The following is an 18,579-nucleotide window of genomic DNA, read 5'->3' on the forward strand; positions in this document are numbered from 1 at the left end:
GTGGCCATCGCCCGCGCCCTGGTCAACGATCCGGACATCGTCCTGGCCGACGAACCGACCGGCGCGCTCGATTCCGACACCTCCGTGCAGATCATGGACCTGCTCAAGGAGGTGGCCAAGGACCGTCTGGTCGTCATGGTCACGCACAACCCGGATCTGGCCGAGCAGTACGCCACGCGCATCGTCAACCTGCGCGACGGCCGCATCGTCGACGACTCCGACCCCTACGTCATCGACGAGGCCGAGTCGACGCCGGCCGTGCACCGGACCATGGGCAAGGCGTCGATGTCCTTCGGCACCGCGGTGGCCCTGAGCTTCAACAACCTCAGAACCAAGCTGGCGCGCACCGTGCTCACCTCCTTCGCCGGTTCTATCGGCATCATTGGCATCGCGCTGATCCTGTCCGTGTCCACCGGCGTGAACAACTACATCACGGCCATCCAGCGGGACACGATGACCGCCTACCCGATCTCCATCGACGCCAAGAGCTGGGACCTGCAATCGCTGCTGGAGGAGAGCGCGGCCGACGCGGACGCGGAGCGCACCGCCGACCATGCGCTGGACGGCGTATACGCCGACGATTCCAGCTTCACCCAGGCGTCCACGCTGACCAGCAGCATCGCCGAGAACAACCTGACCGCGTTCAAGCGGTATCTGGACGATCCCGACAGCGCCATCCACCAGTACGTGGGGTCCAACGGCATCCACTACTCGTACGACGTCAAGTTCGCGGTCGTCAGCCATGACCCGGACGGCACGCTGGTCAACGCCGACGGCGTGGACTTCGGCGACGACACTGGCTCGATGGGTTCGATGATGGCCACCCAGGGCGGCTCGATGAGCAGCATGTCCGACGTGACGGCCATGCAGATGTCCATGGTCACCGGCGAAATCGACGAGAACGCCGCCCCGGGCGCCTTCGGCGAGATCATGCCGGGGGAGGGGAGCGACCAGCTGATCAGCAAGGTCGTGACCGACAACTACGAGGTCGTCGAGGGCGCATGGCCCACGGCGCAGGACGAGGTCGTGCTGGTGGCCGACCGCAACAACGAGATCCCGCTGAGCACGCTGTACGAGCTGGGCCTGCTGCCGGCGAGCGACTACAACGACCTGATGAAGCGGCTCGACGACGGCGAGAAGATCGACCAGCAGACGATCAAGATCGACTACGACGCGGTCCTGAACCAGCCGCTGTACCTGATCGCAGCCTGCGACGAGTACGTGCGCGGCGGCGACGGACGGTACACCTACGTCGGCGACGACGCCGAGCGGATGGGGGAGCTGATCGACAACGGCACCGCCGTGCCGCTCAAGATCGTCGGCGTCGTCCGTCCCGTCGAGGACGCCGACGCGGCCAACATCGACGGCTCGGTCGGCTACACGCACGCCCTGACCGACTATCTGATCGACCACACGGCCTCCAGCCCGGTGGTCACCGACCAGCAGGCGAACCAGAACGTGAACGTGCTCAACGGCATGACGTTCTCGCCCTCCGATGACGCGACCAAGGTCGCCGACGCCCGCACCTATGTGGCCGGCCTCGGCGTGACGCAGAAGGCGCAGCTGGCGGCCGGACTGATGACCGAGACGGCGCAGGCCGGCACGGATATGAGCGCCGCCGAGGCCGCGGGCGGCGCAGCGGCCAGCGAGGAGATGCTGGCTCAGCAGCTCGACGCCTATCTGGCCACGGCCGACGACGCGACCTTCATCCACATCTACGACGAGTACGTCTCCACCGGTGATTACGACGACAACCTCTCCGCCTTCGGCGTGATCAGCCGGGACGCCCCGAGCTCGATCCGGATCTACTGCGACAGCTTCGAGGACAAGGACGGGGTCTCGGACGCCATCGACCAGTACAACGCCGACGCCTCCGAACAGGACAAGATCACCTACGTGGACTACGTGGGCGCGCTGATGAGCTCGGTGACCACCATCGTCAACGTCATCACCTACGTGCTGATCGCGTTCGTGGCGGTCTCCCTGGTCGTCTCCTCGATCATGATCGGCATCATCACCTACATCTCGGTGCTGGAACGCACCAAGGAGATCGGCATCCTGCGCGCCATGGGCGCCTCGAAGCACAACGTCTCCTCGGTGTTCAACGCCGAAACCGGCATGATCGGCCTGTGCTCCGGCCTGATCGGCGTGGGTGTGACGCTGCTGCTGCTCATCCCCGGCAACGCCATCCTGCATCATTTCATGGGCACGAACGAGGTCAGCGGCGTGCTGCCGGTGTCCGGTGGTGTGGCGCTGGTCGTCCTGAGCGTGGTGCTCACGCTGATCGGCGGCATCATCCCCTCGAAGAAGGCCGCCAGGCAGGATCCGGCCACCGCGTTGCGCACCGAGTGAGCCTCGGAGCGGAGCTGTCAAGCAATCCCGCTACACTTGGCTCGGTTTGTGTGGACGTACTGGGGTTTGCCGAACGGTCCGGTACCGAAGGAACGCAACTGAGATCAGGTAAGAGAGGTTTTGATGGCAGTTCGTGGCGATATTCGAAATGTGGCGATCGTGGCGCACGTCGATCACGGCAAGACCACGCTGGTGAACGCGATGCTCCAGCAGTCGCACGTGTTCTCCGAGCGCGAGGAGGTCCCCGACCGCGTGATGGATTCCAATGATCTGGAGCGTGAGAAGGGCATCACCATCCTGGCGAAGAACACGGCGGTGCAGTACACCGGTCCGCTCGCCGAGAAGTACGGCCATCCCGAAGGCATCACGATCAACGTCATCGACACCCCCGGCCACGCCGATTTCGGCGGCGAGGTCGAGCGCGGCATCTCGATGGTCGACGGCGTGGTGCTGCTCGTCGACGCCTCGGAGGGCCCGCTGCCGCAGACCCGTTTCGTGCTGCGCAAGGCCCTGGAGGCCAAGCTGCCGGTGATTCTGTGCGTGAACAAGGTGGACCGCCCGGACGCTCGCATCGAGGAGGTCGTGGGCGAGGCCACCGACCTGCTCCTCGGCCTGGCCCAGGACGTGATCGAGGAGGGCGTGGACCTGGACCTCGACTCGCTGCTGGACCTGCCGGTGATCTACTGCGCCGCCAAGGCCGGCTACGCCTCCACGAACCAGCCGGAGAACGGCGGGCTGCCGGACAACGACAACCTGGAGCCGCTATTCGATTCGATCATCTCGAACATCCCCGCCCCCGAATACGAGGAGGGCGCCCCGCTGCAGGCCCATGTGACCAACATCGACGCCTCGGACTACCTGGGCCGACTGGGTCTGGTCCGCATCTACAACGGCATGCTCGTCAAGGGCAAGCAGTACGGCCTGAGCCGTGTGGACGGCACGATCGAGAACTTCAAGCTCACCGAGATCCTGCGCACCAAGGGCCTGGACCGCTTCCCGGTCGAGCAGGCCGGCCCCGGCGACATCGTGGCCATCGCCGGCGTGAACGACATCATGATCGGCGAGACGATCGTCGACCCGTCCGACCCGAAGCCGCTGCCGCTGATCCACGTGGACGAGCCGGCCATCTCGATGACCTTCGGCGTCAACGACTCCCCGTTGGCCGGCACGGAGGGCAAGGACCACAAGCTCACCGCCCGCATGATCAAGGATCGTCTGGATCGCGAGCTCATCGGCAACGTGTCGATCCGCGTGCTGCCGACCGACCGTCCGGACGCCTGGGAGGTGCAGGGCCGCGGCGAACTCGCGCTGGCGGTGCTTGCCGAGCAGATGCGCCGCGAGGGCTACGAGCTGACCGTCGGCCGTCCGCAGGTGGTCACCAAGACCATCGACGGTCAGGTCTGCGAGCCGATGGAGAACACCACCATCGACGTGCCCGAGGAGTACATGGGCACCGTCACCCAGCTGATGGCCGACCGTAAGGGCCGTATGGAATCGATGTCCAACCATGGCTCCGGCTGGGTCCGCCTGCAGTTCACCGTGCCGAGCCGTGGTCTGATCGGCTTCCGGACCACGCTGCTGTCCTCCACGCGCGGCACCGGCATCGCCTCGTCGATCTCCGCCGGCTACGCGCCGTGGGCAGGCCAGATCACCACGCGCCAGAACGGCTCGATGGTCTGCGACCGCAAGGGCGTGGCCACTCCGTACGCCATGCAGCGCCTGCAGGCCCGTGGCAACTTTTTCGTGGACCCGCAGTCCCCGGTGTACGAGGGACAGGTCGTCGGTGTGAACAACAAGCCGGACGAGCTGGACGTGAATATCACGCTCGCCAAGCATATGACCAACATGCGCTCTTCCACCGCCGACGTGCTGGAGACGCTCACCCCGCCAATCAAGATGAGCCTTGAAGAGGCGCTGGACTTCGCGAACGAGGACGAGTGCGTGGAGGTCACGCCGGAGTCGATTCGCGTGCGCAAGATTATCCTCGGCCGCGAGGACTGGTACAAGTGGCGCGCCAAGCAGCGTCGTCAGAATAATCAGGCCAAGGCCTGAGCTTCCAACGCCAAGTAGTGACCGTGCCGCCGGCTTCAACCGGCGGCACACCTATACTGGAACGCATGACTTCCATCGCCAATTCATCCCGGCGGCAGTCGGACCCGACCCTGCAGCCGTGGAGCCACCGCCAGCCGTACGCGGTCCGCGTCCTGATCACCATCGTCTCGGGCATAGCTGCCGGCGTCGTCGGCACGCTGGCCCACCGCATGGGCGCGGCGCAGAACATCCCCTATGGTCTGCTGCTGGCGTTCCTGATTCTAGGCATCTCCACCTGGTGCGCCCGCGCGCGCAGCAATGCGGTGGGACTGGGATTCCACCTGATCGCCTCCTCGGCGGCGGTATGGATGCTGACCGGCTACGGCCCGGGCGGCGACGCGCTGGTTCCGGTCGGATTCAGCGGCGAGGTACCGTTCTTCTGCCAGCACGCCGGCGTGATCTGGATCTACGGCGTGATCGTCATACAGGTGGTCATGCTGTTCCTGCCGGCGCGGTGGTTCATGGTGCCGGACCGTCTGGTTCCGGGTCCAGAGGCTTCGGACGCCGCCGAGATGTTCGCCGTTGAGGGGAACGGCGATGGGTCCGATGACGGCACCGCAGACATGACGGACATGCCGTGGGACGACGAGGGGGAGTCGCGGTGAAGCCGTTGCACTATTTGGGGCCTCAGGGCTCATTCACCCATCAGGCCGCGGCGGGCGCGGCGGAGCTGCTGTCCGGCGGCCCCCTCGGCACCGGATGCACTCCGCAGCTGATCGCGGTGTCCGACGTGCCCGCGATCGTGGCCGCCGTGGAACGCGGCGAGGCCTGGGGTGTGGTCGCCTGGGAGAGCAACGTCGAGGGGTATGTGGTCCCGAATCTCGATCTGTTGATCGATTCGCGGGACGCCGTCGGATTCGTGCGCGTCGCGGTCGACATCGCGTTCGACGCGTTCGCCCGCGGCCCCCGCATCGATCCCGACGGCGTCCGAGTCAGCGCGCATCCCCACGGGCTGGCGCAGTGCAAGGGGTTCATCGCCGAACATCATCTGACGGCCGTGCCCGCCGCCTCGAACGCGGCCGCCTGCCGCGACCTGCAGCCCGGCCAGGTGGCGCTGGGACCCTCGATCTGCGGCCCGCTCTATGGCCTGACCACCGTGGCGCAATCGGTGCAGGATTATTCCGGCGCACACACCGAGTTCCTAGTGCTCGCCCCCCGCGCCGAAGCCCGGCGGCTGCTGGATCAGGCATGCCGGAATGGGGTGGATGAGTTCGAGACGATCATCACGTTCATCCCGCTGAGCACCGGCCCCGGCGTGCTGGCCAACCTGCTGGACGTGGTGCGTGATGCCGGCCTGAACATGACGAGCTTCATCTCCCGCCCGATCAAGGGGCATGACGGCACCTACAGCTTCATCGTCACGTTGGACGCCGCCCCGTGGCAACCTCGGTTCCGCGCCGTGTTGGAGGAGATCGCCGATCACGGGGACTGGGTGAAGACCCTGGCCGTCTATCCGCGCCGGGAACGGCCGAATCCGCCGGTCGACGCGTGGATGCTGCCGGAGGGCGGGGTACATGTCGATGAGGGGACGTTGCGCGATGCCGCCCGGAATCGGGCGGACGAGCTGGACAGGGAGCTGCTGTGGTAGGGACACGGACGGAGCTTGATCGCATGACGCCGAGGCGCGTCGGTATCGTCGGACTCGGCCTGATCGGAGGGTCGCTGGCCTGCCGGCTGCATGACGCCGGGTGCGAGGTGCTGGCATGGAACCATACGACGCGTCCGTATGCCGGCGCCGAGGCCCGTGGCATACGCTGCCTGCCGACCATCGAGGCGCTGTCCGCCGCACGGCCGGATGTGCTGGTGCTGTGCAATCCGCTCAAGGCGATGCCGGAGACGCTCGCGGCGCTGGCCGGGGTGTTGGACGAGCGGACCACGCTCACCGACGTGGGTAGTGTCAAGGGCATGGTGCGCGACCAGGTCGAGGCCGCCGGTCTGGGGGAGCGGTATATCGGGGCGCATCCGATGGCCGGCAACGAGCGTTCCGGCTGGTCGGCCGCGGACCCGGCGCTGTATGACGATGCGCTGTGGGCCGTGACGGTGCGGGAGGATTCGGACTACCGGCGGTTCCTGGCCGTGGCGGGGATGATCACCGGGCTGTGCGGCAACCGCATGATCGTGGTGGATGACCGGACCCATGACCGCGCCGCGGGTCTGATCTCCCACATGCCGCATGTGGTGGCCACGGCATTGGTCAACGAACTGGTCACCGACCCCGAACGCGACATCGCCACCGCACTGGCCGCCGGGTCATGGCGTGACATGACGCGGGTGGCGTTGACCGATCCCGACCGCACCCGGGCCATGGTGGAGGAGGACGAAACCAATGTGTCCCGACTGCTGCGGGACGTGTCCTCACGGCTGCTTGCGGTGGCGGACGTCCTGGACGGTGTGGGGCGCGACGCCGCGCTGACACGGTTCTTCGCCGAGGGCGATCCGTTCCGAACGTTCAAAGCGGCGCAGGCGGACATCCACGCCCACGCGCCGGAGCGGGCCGTCGAGCTGCCCGAGCACGGGTGGCAGACGGCGCTGATGGATCTGGCCCGCCGCGGCGAACACATCGTACGGTTCGCGGCCCCGCGCACCGTGGTGGTGCGCGAGCTGTCGCATATCCGCTGACGCCCGCCGCCCGCGGGTCATGCCCGCCGTTTGTAGGTCACGGATGGGACGTCGGACGTTCCGGCACCGGCTTGATCGTCACGATCGACTCGACGTCGAGACTCACACGTTGCTCCGGGCGGGAGCCGTTCGCGGCCGCGTCGCGGGTCATCTCCAGCGTATGGCCGTCCCATGAGCGTACGTGCCCGACGTAATCGCGGAATTTCATACGTTGGTCCTGCGGGTCCACCCCTTCGCAGACACGCACCACAATCCGCGCGCCGGCGGGAATCTCACGTGGCATCGGCATGACGGCTCCTTCCGTACGATTGCGTTCCATCCTACGCCCACGGGGCGCGCACGGGGGTCTGGCGACGAGAATTCGGACGGTCGCATCGTGGACCGTCCGTGTCCGCGGGGAATCGGATGTGTACCATCATGGACAGTCGCCGCGACGGTATGACGTCGACGATGAGGCGGCATCATCACCAGAGAGAGGACTCGATATGAATCGTTCCATGATGTCACGGCTGACTGCCGCGGCGGTGTCCGTGGCACTGCTGGCGGCCGGTCTGGCCGGCTGCGGCGGCTCCGGCGATGCCGAGACCGCCGAAGGGGAGATGATCATCTCCGTGAACAACTCCGAACCGCAGAGCCCGTTGGTGCCGTCGAACACCAACGAGATGGGCGGCGGCAAGGTGATCCGCTACCTGTTCGAGGGCTTGGTGAGCTTCGACGCGGACGGCAACCAGCAGTTGGAGGTCGCCAAGTCGATCACGCCGAACGAGGACGCAACCCAGTACACGATCGAGCTCAACGAGGGCTGGACGTTCACGAACGGCGAGAAGGTGACCGCCTCGTCCTTCGCCGACGCATGGAGCTTCGCGGCCAACGTGCACAACGCCCAGAAGCAGGGCAGCCGCATGTCGGTGATCCAGGGGTACGACGAGCTGCAGGACCCGTCCGTGGCCGAGGACGCCAAGCTGTCCGGCCTTGAGGTTAAGGATGACTACACGCTGGTCGTCACGCTCAACCAGCCCGATTCGGTGTTCCCGGTCCAGCTGGCCCACCAGGCGTTCTTCCCGCTGCCGTCCGCCGCCTATGAGGACATCGACGCGTTCGGTCACAACCCGATCGGCAATGGACCGTACATGCTGGAATCGTGGGAGCCGAACAAGAACATCATCGTCGTGCCGAATCCCGACTACAAGGGCAACCGCAAGGTCAGCAACGACGGCATCGAATACCGTGTCTACACCGACCCCGAGGCCGCCTACGCCGACCTGTCGTCCGGCAACCTCGACGTGATGGATTCGGTGCCGGCGTCCGCGTTGGAGACCTTCCAGACGGACGAATCGATTGTCGCGTACAGCCAGCCCGGCTCGTCGTATCAGGGATTCATCATCCCCGAGCGGCTTGAGCATTTCGGTCAGGACGAGGAAGGCCAGCTGCGCCGTCAGGCGATCTCGATGGCGATCGACCGCGATCAGATCGTCAGCAAGATCTACCACGGCACCAAAACCGCGGCCAAGGACTTCACCTCGCCGCTGGTGCCGGAATACACCGACGACCTGCCGGGTGTGGAGAACCTCGAACATAATGCCGAGAAGGCCAAGGAACTGTGGGACAAGGCCGACGCGATCTCCCCGTGGAGCGGCGAATTCAAGATTGCCTACAACGCCGACGGCGGCCACAAGGACTGGGTCGATGCCGTATGCAACCAGCTGAAGAACACGCTGGGCATCGATGCGGCCGGCGATCCGTACCCGACATTCAGCGACATCCGCGAACGCGTCACCGACCGTACCATCACGTCGGCGTTCCGTTCCGGCTGGCAGCTCGACTACCCGTCCGCCGAGGATTACCTGACCCCGCTGTATGCCTCCGCGTCCGCGGACGGTCACGGTTCTAACGACGGCGACTACAAGAGCGAGGAGTTCGATGCGGCGTTGGCGGCCGCGCTGTCGCAGACCGATGAACAGGCCCGCACCGAGGCGTTCCACAAAGCCGAGGAGATCCTGCTGCAGGATCTGCCGTCGATTCCGCTGTGGTGCGACAACGTGGCTGCGGCTTCCGCGGTCGGTGTGCAGAACGTTGCGTTCGATTACACCAATATGCCGACCTACAACACGATTACCAAGTGACGTGCAGTGCGGGCGTGGCGGACGGGATACGTCCGCGACGCCCGCACAGTCGTCCGACGGTACGGCGTGCATCGCCGCAATAGAGATATCGCCGCAAGAGAGATGAGGGGAGGGTGGACACCGAATCCGGTGTCCACCCTCCCCTCATCGTTTCCGGGTGACCGGTTCCGCGCGAATCGTCTCAGCTCTGCACGGATTCGCCGTCGGGGCTGCGCCAGCCGCGGTTCATCATCTCGCTGTTGAACGCGAGCACGCCGCGTCCGTGCGCGGGGATGACGATCATGCCGCCCTCGCCATGGTGCGCGGCGACGTCGTCCAGTGCGGCGGCGGCCGCATCGGCGGGATCCTGTCCGCCGTAGTTGATGCGGTCGGCGACCTGTCGGGCCGCGGTCGCCTTGATGAACGCCTCGCCGATGCCGGTGCACGAGATGGCTGCGGATTCGCTGTTCGCGTAGGTGCCGCAACCCGGCAGCGGCGTATCGCCCACGCGGCCGGGCAGCTGGTTGGTGATGCCGCCGGTCGAGGTGGCTGCGGCGATGTGGCCCTCGGCATCACGGGCGACGGCGCCGATCGTGCCGTGCTTCTCCCACTCGTCGCCGTCGGCCTGGGCCTCGGCCAGGGAGCGCTGACGGTCCGGGGTGATGAAGTAGTCCGGTTCGCAGGTCGCGACGCCCCACGATTCCAGCTGTGCGGTGTCGGGGACGGCGAACAGCACATGCTTGGTCTGCTCCTTGACGGCGCGCGCCGCATCGATCGGATTGCGCGCGGTCGTCACACCGGCGACGGCTCCGACTTCGCCATCGTCGGTCATCAAGCAGGCGTCCATCTGCGCCAGACCCGTGCTGGTCAGGGCCGCACCGCGTCCGGCGTTGAACTCGGGGGCGTCCTCCATGACGCGGATGGCGGCGCAGACCGCATCCTGTGCCGGCGCGCCCTGTTCGAGCAGCGTGTATCCGGCTTCGAGGGCGCGGCGCAGGTCCTGCTCCGCCTGGGCCCGGCGCTCCGGGGAGTCGTGCTTGCCGCGGTTGCCGGCGCCGGCGTGGATGACCAGCAGGATGCCGTCCTCGGATCCGGCGAATTCGCGGACCATGTGCGGCGTGGAAGTGGTCTGGGTCATGGATGTTCCTCCTTCATCTCATGGGATGGCGTATGGTTCCGGAACGCCATGATACGCGGTGCCTGGCCGTGGGGGCGAACGCGTTTCACGACGGATGCGGCGGACTGTGATATATAGGAGGCATGGAGTCACGGTTCGAGGATGCGCTCGCCGATTATCTCGGCTATCTCAAGGCGAATCGCGGGTTGAGCGAGAACACCCGCCGCGCCTACGGGCAGGACGTGCGCGAATGCCTGCAGGCCTTGGAGTTGCGGGGGGTGCGTGATCTGGGGGAGGTCACGATCGGGGATCTGCGCTCCTGCCTGGCGTCGGCATCGCGCACGCGTGCGCGGTCGAGCATGGCCCGCGCGACGGTGGCGGTACGCGGTTTCTTCGGCTGGGCGTGCGAGCATGGCAGGATCCCCTCGGACCCGTCCGCCATGCTGATGACCCCGAAGATCCCGGACACGTTGCCGGATGTGTTGAACGCCGTCCAGGCCGGTCGCTTGCTCGACGACACGGAGCGACGTTGCGGCGAGCAGACGGCGGATGATTCGGACCGCGACGATGGCGATGACGGTGACGAGTCGGGGTATGCCGTCAGACTGCGTGACGCCGCGATGCTGGAGTTGCTGTACGCCACGGGCATGCGTGTGGCGGAGCTGGTCGGATTGGATATCGGCGATGTCGGATTCGACAACCGCACGGTGCGTGTGACCGGCAAGGGCAACAAGCAGCGGGTCGTGCCGTTTGGCGTGCCGGCGTGCCGGGCGTTGGAGCGATGGCTGCGGCAGGGCCGTCCCGCGCTGGTCCGGGAGAGGTCCGGCGATGCGCTGTTCCTCGGGGTCAGGGGAGGGCGGATCGATCCGCGTACGGTGCGCCGGGTGGTGCATGAGCGGGCGCAGGCCGCCGGCGTGCCCGACATCAGCCCGCACGCGCTGCGCCACAGCGCCGCCACGCATCTGCTGGACGGCGGGGCGGATCTGCGTGAGGTGCAGGAAATGCTGGGGCACTCCTCGCTGAAGACCACGCAGCGGTACACGCATGTGTCGATGGAACAGCTCAAGCGGCGCTACGCCCAGGCCTTCCCCCGCGCCTGATGCAGGATATGCACATAAACAACACGTCTAGGTAACATATTTGTAACATTGCAGCATCCATTCGGTGAATTCAGGGGAAATTCACCGCGGTCCGTCAGAGGCCGTCAAGCCCCGGCGGAAGTCAGGGATTCCAAGGTGCCGGACACATCATGGCCTCAGGGGAGGACCGGTCGTGTCCACAATGTGCGACGGCGGTTGTGGCTTGTCGGAAACGTGGGGGAGAATGATGCATGATCAGCAAAGGGGTTGGCTGGCCGTACAACGGTCTCAACCCTTTTTGCGTGAGCGGGGCCCCTGGTCCCGCCTGTCAAGAATAGGAGAAACCTTTATGCAGAAGAAAGCCATTGCTTTCGCGGCTGCGGCCTGCTCGCTGGCGCTTGCGCTGGGCGGCTGCGGCGGCCAGGGCGGCAACGGTGACGCCGCCGACGGCGAGATGATCATGAACGTGTACGGCTGCGAGCCGCAGCACCCGCTGATCCCCGCCAACACCAACGAGACCTGCGGCGGCAACCCGATCGACATGCTGTTCGCCAAGCTCGTCACCTTCGACGACAAGGGCAACGCCCAGAACGAGGTCGCCAAGGAGATCGTGGCCAACGAGGACAGCTCCGAGTACACGATCACGCTGAACGACGGCTGGACCTTCACCGACGGCACCCCGGTGACCTCCGAGTCCTTCACCAAGGCCTGGAGCTACTCCGCCAACGCCGCCAACGGTATGGTGAACGCCTCCTTCTTCTCGGTCATCGAGGGCTATGAGGACCTGCAGGATCCGGAGGGCGATCCGAACGCCCAGCTGTCCGGCCTGACCGTGGTCGACGACACCACCTTCACCGTCAAACTCACCGGCCCGAACTCGACCTTCCCGATCCGCGTCGGCTACACCGCCTATGCCCCGCTGCCGGAGTCGTTCTACGACGATCCGGAGGCCTTCGGCGAGAACCCGGTCGGCAACGGCCAGTACAAGTTCGAGGAGTGGAACCACAACCAGAACATCAAGATGGTCAAGAACCCCGATTACAAGGGTGTTGCCCCGGCCCAGAACGATGGTCTGAACTTCGTGGTCTACACCGATCCGGAAGCTGCCTACGCCGATCTGTCGGCCGGCAACCTGGATGCGATGCACACCATCCCGACCTCCGCCCAGGCCACGTTCGAGACCGACGAGAACGTCCAGCCCTACAATGAGGCCGGCTCCGTGTTCCAGTCCTTCACCTTCCCCTCCGATATGGAGCACTTCAAGCTCGACGACGAGGGCCGCCTGCGCCGTAAGGCCATCTCCATGGCCATCGATCGCCAGTCCATCGTGGACAAGGTCCTCAACGGCATCGGCACCCCGGCCATCGAGTGGTCGGCCCCGGTCATCCCGGGCTACTCGGACTCCATCCCGGGCAACGAGGCGCTGAGCTACAACCCGGAGGAGGCCAAGAAGCTGTGGGATCAGGCCAACGAGATCAACCCGTGGAGCGACAACGACCAGTTCGTGATGGCCTACAACTCCGATTCGGGCGGCAAGGACGTCTACGACGCCATGGCCAACTCGATCTCCAACGCTCTGGGTATCCAGGCCACCACCAACCCGATGCCGACGTTCTCCGAGTTCCGTGACGCCGTGTCCAACCGCACGATGAAGAACGCGTTCCGTACCGGCTGGCAGCCCGACTACCCGTCGATCGAGAACTACCTGCAGCCGCTGTACACCACGGACGCCGCCTACGGCCAGGGCGCCAACGACGGCGACTACTCCAACCCGGAGTTCGACGCGCTGATCACCCAGGCCGCCGCCACCCCGGACACCGAGGAAGCCAACAAGCTGTACCAGCAGGCCGAGGAGATCCTGTTCCAGGACATGCCGGCAGTGCCGATGTACTACTCCAACGCTTCCGGTGCCGCCGCCTTGGGTGTGAACGGCTTCGTGCTCAACTGGAAGAACGTGCCGGTGTATCAGGAGCTCACCAAGTGAGTCTGACACGGTAAGATCCGGTTCATAACGCGGGAAGGGAAAGACGGATTCATCCGCCTTTCCCTTCTTGGCATATAGGGGTTTGAGCCCCGGCGGATGCATAATGGACACAGTCTTTACACACGTGCTGATACACTACTGAACATATATGCCTCGGAAGGGCGTCTTCCGCATGCCTGCTTCGGGGAAACTGATAATAGAAACAAAAGGAGAAGCCGATGGGTAAATATCTTCTGCGGCGCATTCTGCAGATGATCCCCGTGGTACTCGGCACGACATTGTTGATCTACGCTCTGGTGTTCGCGTTGCCGGGTGATCCGGTCAAGGCCATGTTCGGAGACAAGCCCGTCAATGAGGCCGTAGCCGCGCAGATCCGGGCGGAATACAATCTTGACAAGCCGTTCGTCGTCCAGTACCTGCTGTTCCTCAAGAATGCGCTGACGCTGGACTTCGGCAAGACCTTCGCCGGCCAGGAGGTCATCGACGTGATCGGTCGAGCCTTCCCCGTCACCATCAAGCTGGCCATCATGGCGTTCTGCTTCGAGGCGATCTTCGGCGTGGTCTTCGGCATCATTTCCGGCCTGAAGAAGGGCAAGTGGTACGACTCGGTCATCCTGATCGTCTCGCTGCTGCTCATCTCGGTCCCGACCTTCGTCACAGGCTTCGTCATGCAGTACTTCCTGGGCGTGGAGTGGCGCATCCTTCCGGTGACCGCCGGCGCCAACCCCGGATTCCTCGACCTGCTGATGCCCGCCATGGTGCTCGGCAGCGTGTCGATGGCGTACATCATCCGACTGGCCCGCACCGAGATCTCATCGAACAAGTCCGAGGACTATGTGCGCACCGCGCGAGCCAAGGGCATGACCAACGGTCAGGTCACCCTGCGCCACATCCTGCGCAACTCCCTGATTCCGGTCGTCACCTATCTGGGATCCGACATCGGCGCGCTGATGGGCGGCGCCATGATCACCGAACGCATCTTCAATATCCAGGGTGTCGGCAATACGCTGTACCAGGGCATCCTGCGCGGTGAGGGCACGCTGGTCGTCTCGATCGTGACGATCATGGTCATGATCTTCGTCATCTGCAACCTTGTCGTCGACATGCTGTACGCGGTGCTCGATCCGCGTATCCGTTACGCGTGAGAGGAAGACCATGGCCAATACTATGAACACCCTGTCCTCGGATGCCGAGAACTTCTTCATTGATGCCCTGCCCGGTCAGGAACGCTATGTGGCCCCCGAGGAGGAGACCCCGCTGCGCGCCGTCGACTCGATCGATGAGTCGGCGCCGCCGACCAGCATGTGGGCCGACGCCTGGCGTACGCTGCGCAAGAATCCGCTGTTCGTCATCTCCGCGATCCTGATCGTCTTCATCGTCGTGGTGGCGTTGTTCCCGCAGCTGTTCACCAGCAACGACCCGAAGTACTGCACGCTGGACAACTCGCTGGCCGGCCCGTCCTCCGGCCATCCGCTCGGCTTCGACAAGCAGGGCTGCGACGTGTACTCCCGCGTCATCTACGGTGCCCGTACCTCGGTTTCGGTCGGCATCCTGACCACGGTGATCGTCGCGCTGGTCGGCGGTCTGATCGGCGCCATCGCCGGTTTCTTCGGCGGCTGGGTCGATGCGATCCTGAGCCGTATCACCGACATCTTCTATGCGATCCCGATGCTGCTCGGCGCCATCGTCGTGCTCCAGATGTTCCGTACATCCACCTCGATCTGGAAGGTCGTGCTCGTGCTGGCGCTCTTCGGTTGGGTCTCGATTGCCCGAATCGCCCGAAGCGCCGTGCTGGAGGCCAAGAACCTGGAGTTCAACACCGCCTCGACCGCGCTGGGCTCCACGCCGATGCGCAACCTGTTCCGCCACGTGATCCCGAACTCGCTGGCCCCGGTCATCGTCATCGCGACCACGTCCCTCGGTTCCTACATCGTCTCCGAGGCCACGTTGAGCTTCCTCGGCATCGGTCTGCCGTCGAGCGTGGTCAGCTGGGGCGGCGACATCTCGACCGCGCAGTCCCTGCTGCGGACCAATCCGGAGGTGCTGTTCTATCCGTCGGCGGCGCTGGCGGTTACCGTGCTTGCGTTCATCATGATGGGCGACGCGGTGAAGGACGCCCTTGATCCCAAGAGCCGCACGGCGTGAGTGGAGGCATGATGAGCAACGAAAACACTATTGGCAAGTCTCAGACCGACGCCATTCGCAAGTACCAGGAAACGAACGGCCCGCTGCTCGAGGTCAAGGACCTGCAGGTCGACTTCACGTCGGACAAGGGCCATACGGTGCACGCGGTGCGTGACGCATCCTTCACCGTCTATCCGGGCCAGTGGGTGGCCATCGTGGGCGAGTCCGGCTCGGGCAAGTCCACCTCGGCCATGGCCGTGCTCGGCCTGCTGCCCGGCACCGGCAAGGTCACCGGCGGTTCGATCAAGCTCGGCGGCGAGGAGTTGAGCAAGCTCAACCGCAAACAGTATGAGAAGATCCGCGGCTCCCGTATGGGCCTGGTCCCGCAGGACCCGATGAGCAACCTCAACCCGGTGTGGCGCATCGGCTCCCAAGTCAAGGAGGCGCTGACCGCCAACAACATGGACATCGCGCACGAGAAGCGTTCCGCGCTGGCCGAGGCGCTGGTGGCCGAAGACGTGGACTTGAAGGGCAAGGACGACGAGACCTTCCTGGGCTCCAAGGAGCTGCCCGCCCTGATGGATGCCGCCAAGGCCGCCGTCGAGAAGGCCGGCAATGCGGACGTCGAGGGCTGCATGGAGCACTTCCGCTCCGAATGGGTGCCGGGCTCCGAAACCCGCTGGCGCGTGGCCGAGGACCTCATCAAGGCCGGTGTGGATCATGACCAGGCCTGGAGCATCGCCAAGCAGTACGTCATCGGCTCCACGATGAACGACCGCATCGCCGGCCTGCTGTCCGAGGCGGGCCTGCCCGACGCAGCCACCCGCGCACGCCAGTTCCCGCACGAGTTCTCCGGCGGCATGCGCCAGCGCGCGCTGATCGCCATCGGCCTGGCCTCCCGTCCGGACCTGCTGATTGCCGACGAGCCGACCTCCGCGCTCGACGTGACCGTGCAGAAGAAGATCCTCGACCACCTGCGCATGCTCACCGATTCGCTGGGCACCGCCGTGCTGTTCATCACCCACGACCTGGGTCTGGCCGCCGAGCGCGCTCAGCACATCGTGGTGATGTACAAGGGCCAGGTCGTGGAATCCGGCCCGTCGTTGGAGGTCCTGCAGCACCCGCAGCACCCGTACACCAAGCGCCTGGTGGCCGCGGCCCCGTCGCTGGCTTCGCAGCGTATCATCTCCGCCAAGGAGCGCGGCCAGGATGCCACCGCCCTGATGGAGCATCACGTCAAGGGCGAGGAGACCCTCGAGAAGAGCGAGCACATCATCACCGTGGACCACCTGACCAAGGAGTTCAAGCTCCCGCGCCGTCAGGAGATGTTCAAGGCCGTGGACGACGTCTCGTTCTCGGTCAAGCGCGGCACCACGCTGGCCATTGTGGGCGAGTCGGGTTCCGGCAAGTCCACCGTGGCGAACATGGTGTTGAAGCTGCTTGAGCCGACCGACGGCACCGTGACCTACGAGGGCAAGGATATCTCCACCTTCAAGGGTGCCGAACTGCTCGACTTCCGCCGCCACGTGCAGCCGGTTTTCCAGAACCCGTACGGTTCGCTCGACCCGATGTACTCGATCTACCGCTCGATCGAGGAGCCGCTGCGCATCCACAAGATCGGCGACAAGAAGAGCCGCGAGAAGCGCGTGCGCGAGCTGCTCGACATGGTCGAGCTGCCCGAGTCCACCATGGGCCGCTACCCGAACGAGCTGTCCGGCGGCCAGCGCCAGCGCATCGCCATCGCGCGCGCCATGGCGCTGAACCCCGACGTCATCGTGTGCGACGAGGCGGTCTCCGCCCTCGACGTGCTGGTGCAGGACCAGGTGCTGCGTCTTCTCAACGACCTGCAGGCCGAACGCGGCCTGAGCTACCTGTTCATCACCCACGATCTGGCCGTCGTCCGCCAGATCGCCGACGAGGTGGTGGTCATGCAGCACGGCAAGCTGGTCGAGCACGCGACCACCGACGAGGTCTTCGACCACCCGCAGCAGCAGTACACGCGCGACCTGCTCGACGCCATCCCCGGCGGCAAGCTCCAGCTCGGCCTCGACTGAGCCCGCGCCGGTACCGTCACCGTTTCAGGGCGGCCCGCTCCCGTTTTCGGGGCGGGCCGCCCTTTTCGTATCCCAGTAGGAGGGGCGTATGGCGGTGCAAGTGCTAAGGTTCGGGGTATGACGATTACGATCACGACTTCGAATGTCAACGGCATCCGCGCGGCGCGGCGCAAGGGCATCGCGGCATGGGCCGGCGCGAACACGCCGGACGTGTGGTGCATGCAGGAGGTGCGCGCCCCGCAGGAGGAGATTGACCCGATCTTCGCCGAATTCGGTCTCGAATACGCCACCGCGGGCAAGATCGGCGACCGGGGGGAGTTGTCGGCGATGAACGAGGTCTGCCGCGTCAAGGGCCGTGCCGGCGTGGGTCTGCTGAGCGACCTGCCGGTCATCGACCGCCGGTACGGACTGCCGGGGCTGGACGAGGACGTGGATTCCGGCCGGTGGATCGAGGCCGACGTCCGCACGCCGCAGGGGTACGTGATCACCGTGGCCTGCGTGTACGTGCATGCCGGCAACAGCGACGACGAGATCAAGATGGCGCAGAAGTACCGTTTCCTGGATACCATGCTGATCCGGCTCGGCCAGCTGCGCGAAGAGGCGGCCTCTGGCGGGCGCCAGGCGGTGCTGTGCGGCGATTTCAACATCGCGCATACGCCGTTGGACATCAAGAACGCCAAGGCCAACGAGAAGCACGCGGGATTCCTGCCCGAGGAGCGCGCCTACGTGGACCGCTGGCTGGGCGAATACGAGTTCGTGGACGTCATGCGCGAACTGGCCGGCGACATCCAGGGGCCGTACACGTGGTGGAGCCAGCGCGGGCGCGCCTTCGACAACAACGTCGGCTGGCGGCTCGACTACCAGTTCGCCACGCCGGAACTCGCGCAGACCGCGCGTGGGTTCGTCATCGACAAGGCCCCCAGCTATGACGCGCGCTGGTCCGACCACGCGCCGCTGACGATTACATACGACGTGTGAGGCATCCCCAGCGGCCATTCAGGTTCGGATGCCGTCCGGGTGCTAGGCTATAGGACGGTTGCACCCGTGTACGAGCCAC

14 protein-coding genes are annotated in these 18,579 nt (G+C 65.4%); 12 read left to right on the forward strand and 2 right to left on the reverse strand.

Annotation, left to right across the window (positions count from 1 at the left end; all coding sequences use genetic code 11):
- The 5 genes from B4C31_RS04445 to B4C31_RS04465 all read left to right on the forward strand — a co-directional run.
- Window positions 1–2,352: FtsX-like permease family protein (locus B4C31_RS04445; RefSeq protein WP_291531501.1), on the forward strand; the 2,352-nt coding region annotated here is incomplete at its 5' end.
- Window positions 2,353–2,475: 123 nt separating this feature from the next.
- Window positions 2,476–4,404: a translational GTPase TypA gene (gene typA, locus B4C31_RS04450; protein WP_291531502.1), complete on the forward strand. Its 1,929-nt coding sequence runs from the start codon at window positions 2,476–2,478 to the stop codon at window positions 4,402–4,404.
- Between the two features lie 65 nt (window positions 4,405–4,469).
- The gene (locus tag B4C31_RS04455; protein WP_414631841.1) at window positions 4,470–5,048 is read left to right on the forward strand and encodes an alcohol dehydrogenase; all 579 of its coding nucleotides are present in this window, start codon (window positions 4,470–4,472) and stop codon (window positions 5,046–5,048) included.
- Entirely contained in the window at window positions 5,045–6,031 is a 987-nt protein-coding gene (locus B4C31_RS04460; protein WP_291531503.1) for a prephenate dehydratase, read from the forward strand. The genes B4C31_RS04455 and B4C31_RS04460 overlap by 4 nt, the downstream gene beginning before the upstream one ends.
- Entirely contained in the window at window positions 6,025–7,062 is a 1,038-nt protein-coding gene (locus tag B4C31_RS04465) for a prephenate dehydrogenase (protein WP_414631842.1), read from the forward strand. Before B4C31_RS04460 ends, B4C31_RS04465 begins: the two co-directional genes overlap by 7 nt.
- 37 nt (window positions 7,063–7,099) lie before the next feature.
- On the opposite strand, the gene B4C31_RS04470 is transcribed toward B4C31_RS04465, so the two are convergent.
- Window positions 7,100–7,351: a DUF6725 family protein gene (locus B4C31_RS04470; RefSeq protein WP_291531505.1), complete on the reverse strand. Its 252-nt coding sequence runs from the start codon at window positions 7,349–7,351 to the stop codon at window positions 7,100–7,102.
- A 196-nt stretch (window positions 7,352–7,547) separates the two neighbouring features.
- On the opposite strand from B4C31_RS04470, the gene B4C31_RS04475 reads away from it, so the two are divergent.
- Complete coding sequence (locus B4C31_RS04475) at window positions 7,548–9,185, forward strand: peptide ABC transporter substrate-binding protein (RefSeq protein ID WP_288920364.1); 1,638 nt, start codon at window positions 7,548–7,550, stop codon at window positions 9,183–9,185.
- Window positions 9,186–9,366: 181 nt separating this feature from the next.
- Here the strand turns inward: B4C31_RS04475 and B4C31_RS04480 are convergent, their stop codons facing one another.
- On the reverse strand, window positions 9,367–10,302 hold the full coding sequence (locus B4C31_RS04480; protein WP_291531506.1) for an isoaspartyl peptidase/L-asparaginase family protein: 936 nt from the start codon (window positions 10,300–10,302) through the stop codon (window positions 9,367–9,369).
- Between the two features lie 122 nt (window positions 10,303–10,424).
- Between B4C31_RS04480 and B4C31_RS04485 the strand changes: the two genes are divergently transcribed.
- The 6 genes from B4C31_RS04485 (at window position 10,425) to B4C31_RS04510 (ending at window position 18,500) form a co-directional block, all read left to right on the forward strand.
- On the forward strand, window positions 10,425–11,381 hold the full coding sequence (locus tag B4C31_RS04485) for a tyrosine recombinase XerC (protein ID WP_291531507.1): 957 nt from the start codon (window positions 10,425–10,427) through the stop codon (window positions 11,379–11,381).
- A gap of 328 nt (window positions 11,382–11,709) precedes the next feature.
- Window positions 11,710–13,344, forward strand: coding sequence for a peptide ABC transporter substrate-binding protein (locus tag B4C31_RS04490; protein WP_291531508.1), 1,635 nt, complete (start codon window positions 11,710–11,712; stop codon window positions 13,342–13,344).
- A 218-nt stretch (window positions 13,345–13,562) separates the two neighbouring features.
- On the forward strand, window positions 13,563–14,489 hold the full coding sequence (locus B4C31_RS04495; protein ID WP_291531509.1) for an ABC transporter permease: 927 nt from the start codon (window positions 13,563–13,565) through the stop codon (window positions 14,487–14,489).
- A 10-nt stretch (window positions 14,490–14,499) separates the two neighbouring features.
- Entirely contained in the window at window positions 14,500–15,489 is a 990-nt protein-coding gene (locus tag B4C31_RS04500; protein WP_291531510.1) for an ABC transporter permease, read from the forward strand.
- Window positions 15,490–15,500: 11 nt separating this feature from the next.
- On the forward strand, window positions 15,501–17,522 hold the full coding sequence (locus B4C31_RS04505; protein ID WP_414631844.1) for a dipeptide ABC transporter ATP-binding protein: 2,022 nt from the start codon (window positions 15,501–15,503) through the stop codon (window positions 17,520–17,522).
- A 117-nt stretch (window positions 17,523–17,639) separates the two neighbouring features.
- Entirely contained in the window at window positions 17,640–18,500 is an 861-nt protein-coding gene (locus tag B4C31_RS04510) for an exodeoxyribonuclease III (protein ID WP_291531512.1), read from the forward strand.
- The last annotated feature ends 79 nt before the right edge of the window (window positions 18,501–18,579 follow it).

Source organism: Bifidobacterium sp. UBA4282 (genome assembly GCF_002394995.1).
Lineage (GTDB): Bacteria > Actinomycetota > Actinomycetes > Actinomycetales > Bifidobacteriaceae > Bifidobacterium > Bifidobacterium pullorum_B.

Excerpts from the sequence above, each read along its gene's own strand:
- B4C31_RS04505 (WP_414631844.1), top strand. The coding sequence starts at position 15,501 with ATGAGCAACGAAAACACTATTGGCAAGTCTCAGACCGACGCCATTCGC.
- B4C31_RS04455 (WP_414631841.1), top strand. The coding sequence starts at position 4,470 with ATGACTTCCATCGCCAATTCATCCCGGCGGCAGTCGGACCCGACCCTG.
- B4C31_RS04475 (WP_288920364.1), top strand. The coding sequence starts at position 7,548 with ATGAATCGTTCCATGATGTCACGGCTGACTGCCGCGGCGGTGTCCGTG.
- B4C31_RS04500 (WP_291531510.1), top strand. The coding sequence starts at position 14,500 with ATGGCCAATACTATGAACACCCTGTCCTCGGATGCCGAGAACTTCTTC.
- B4C31_RS04480 (WP_291531506.1), bottom strand. The coding sequence starts at position 10,302 with ATGACCCAGACCACTTCCACGCCGCACATGGTCCGCGAATTCGCCGGA.
- B4C31_RS04485 (WP_291531507.1), top strand. The coding sequence starts at position 10,425 with ATGGAGTCACGGTTCGAGGATGCGCTCGCCGATTATCTCGGCTATCTC.
- B4C31_RS04470 (WP_291531505.1), bottom strand. The coding sequence starts at position 7,351 with ATGCCGATGCCACGTGAGATTCCCGCCGGCGCGCGGATTGTGGTGCGT.
- typA (WP_291531502.1), top strand. The coding sequence starts at position 2,476 with ATGGCAGTTCGTGGCGATATTCGAAATGTGGCGATCGTGGCGCACGTC.
- B4C31_RS04490 (WP_291531508.1), top strand. The coding sequence starts at position 11,710 with ATGCAGAAGAAAGCCATTGCTTTCGCGGCTGCGGCCTGCTCGCTGGCG.
- B4C31_RS04510 (WP_291531512.1), top strand. The coding sequence starts at position 17,640 with ATGACGATTACGATCACGACTTCGAATGTCAACGGCATCCGCGCGGCG.
- B4C31_RS04495 (WP_291531509.1), top strand. The coding sequence starts at position 13,563 with ATGGGTAAATATCTTCTGCGGCGCATTCTGCAGATGATCCCCGTGGTA.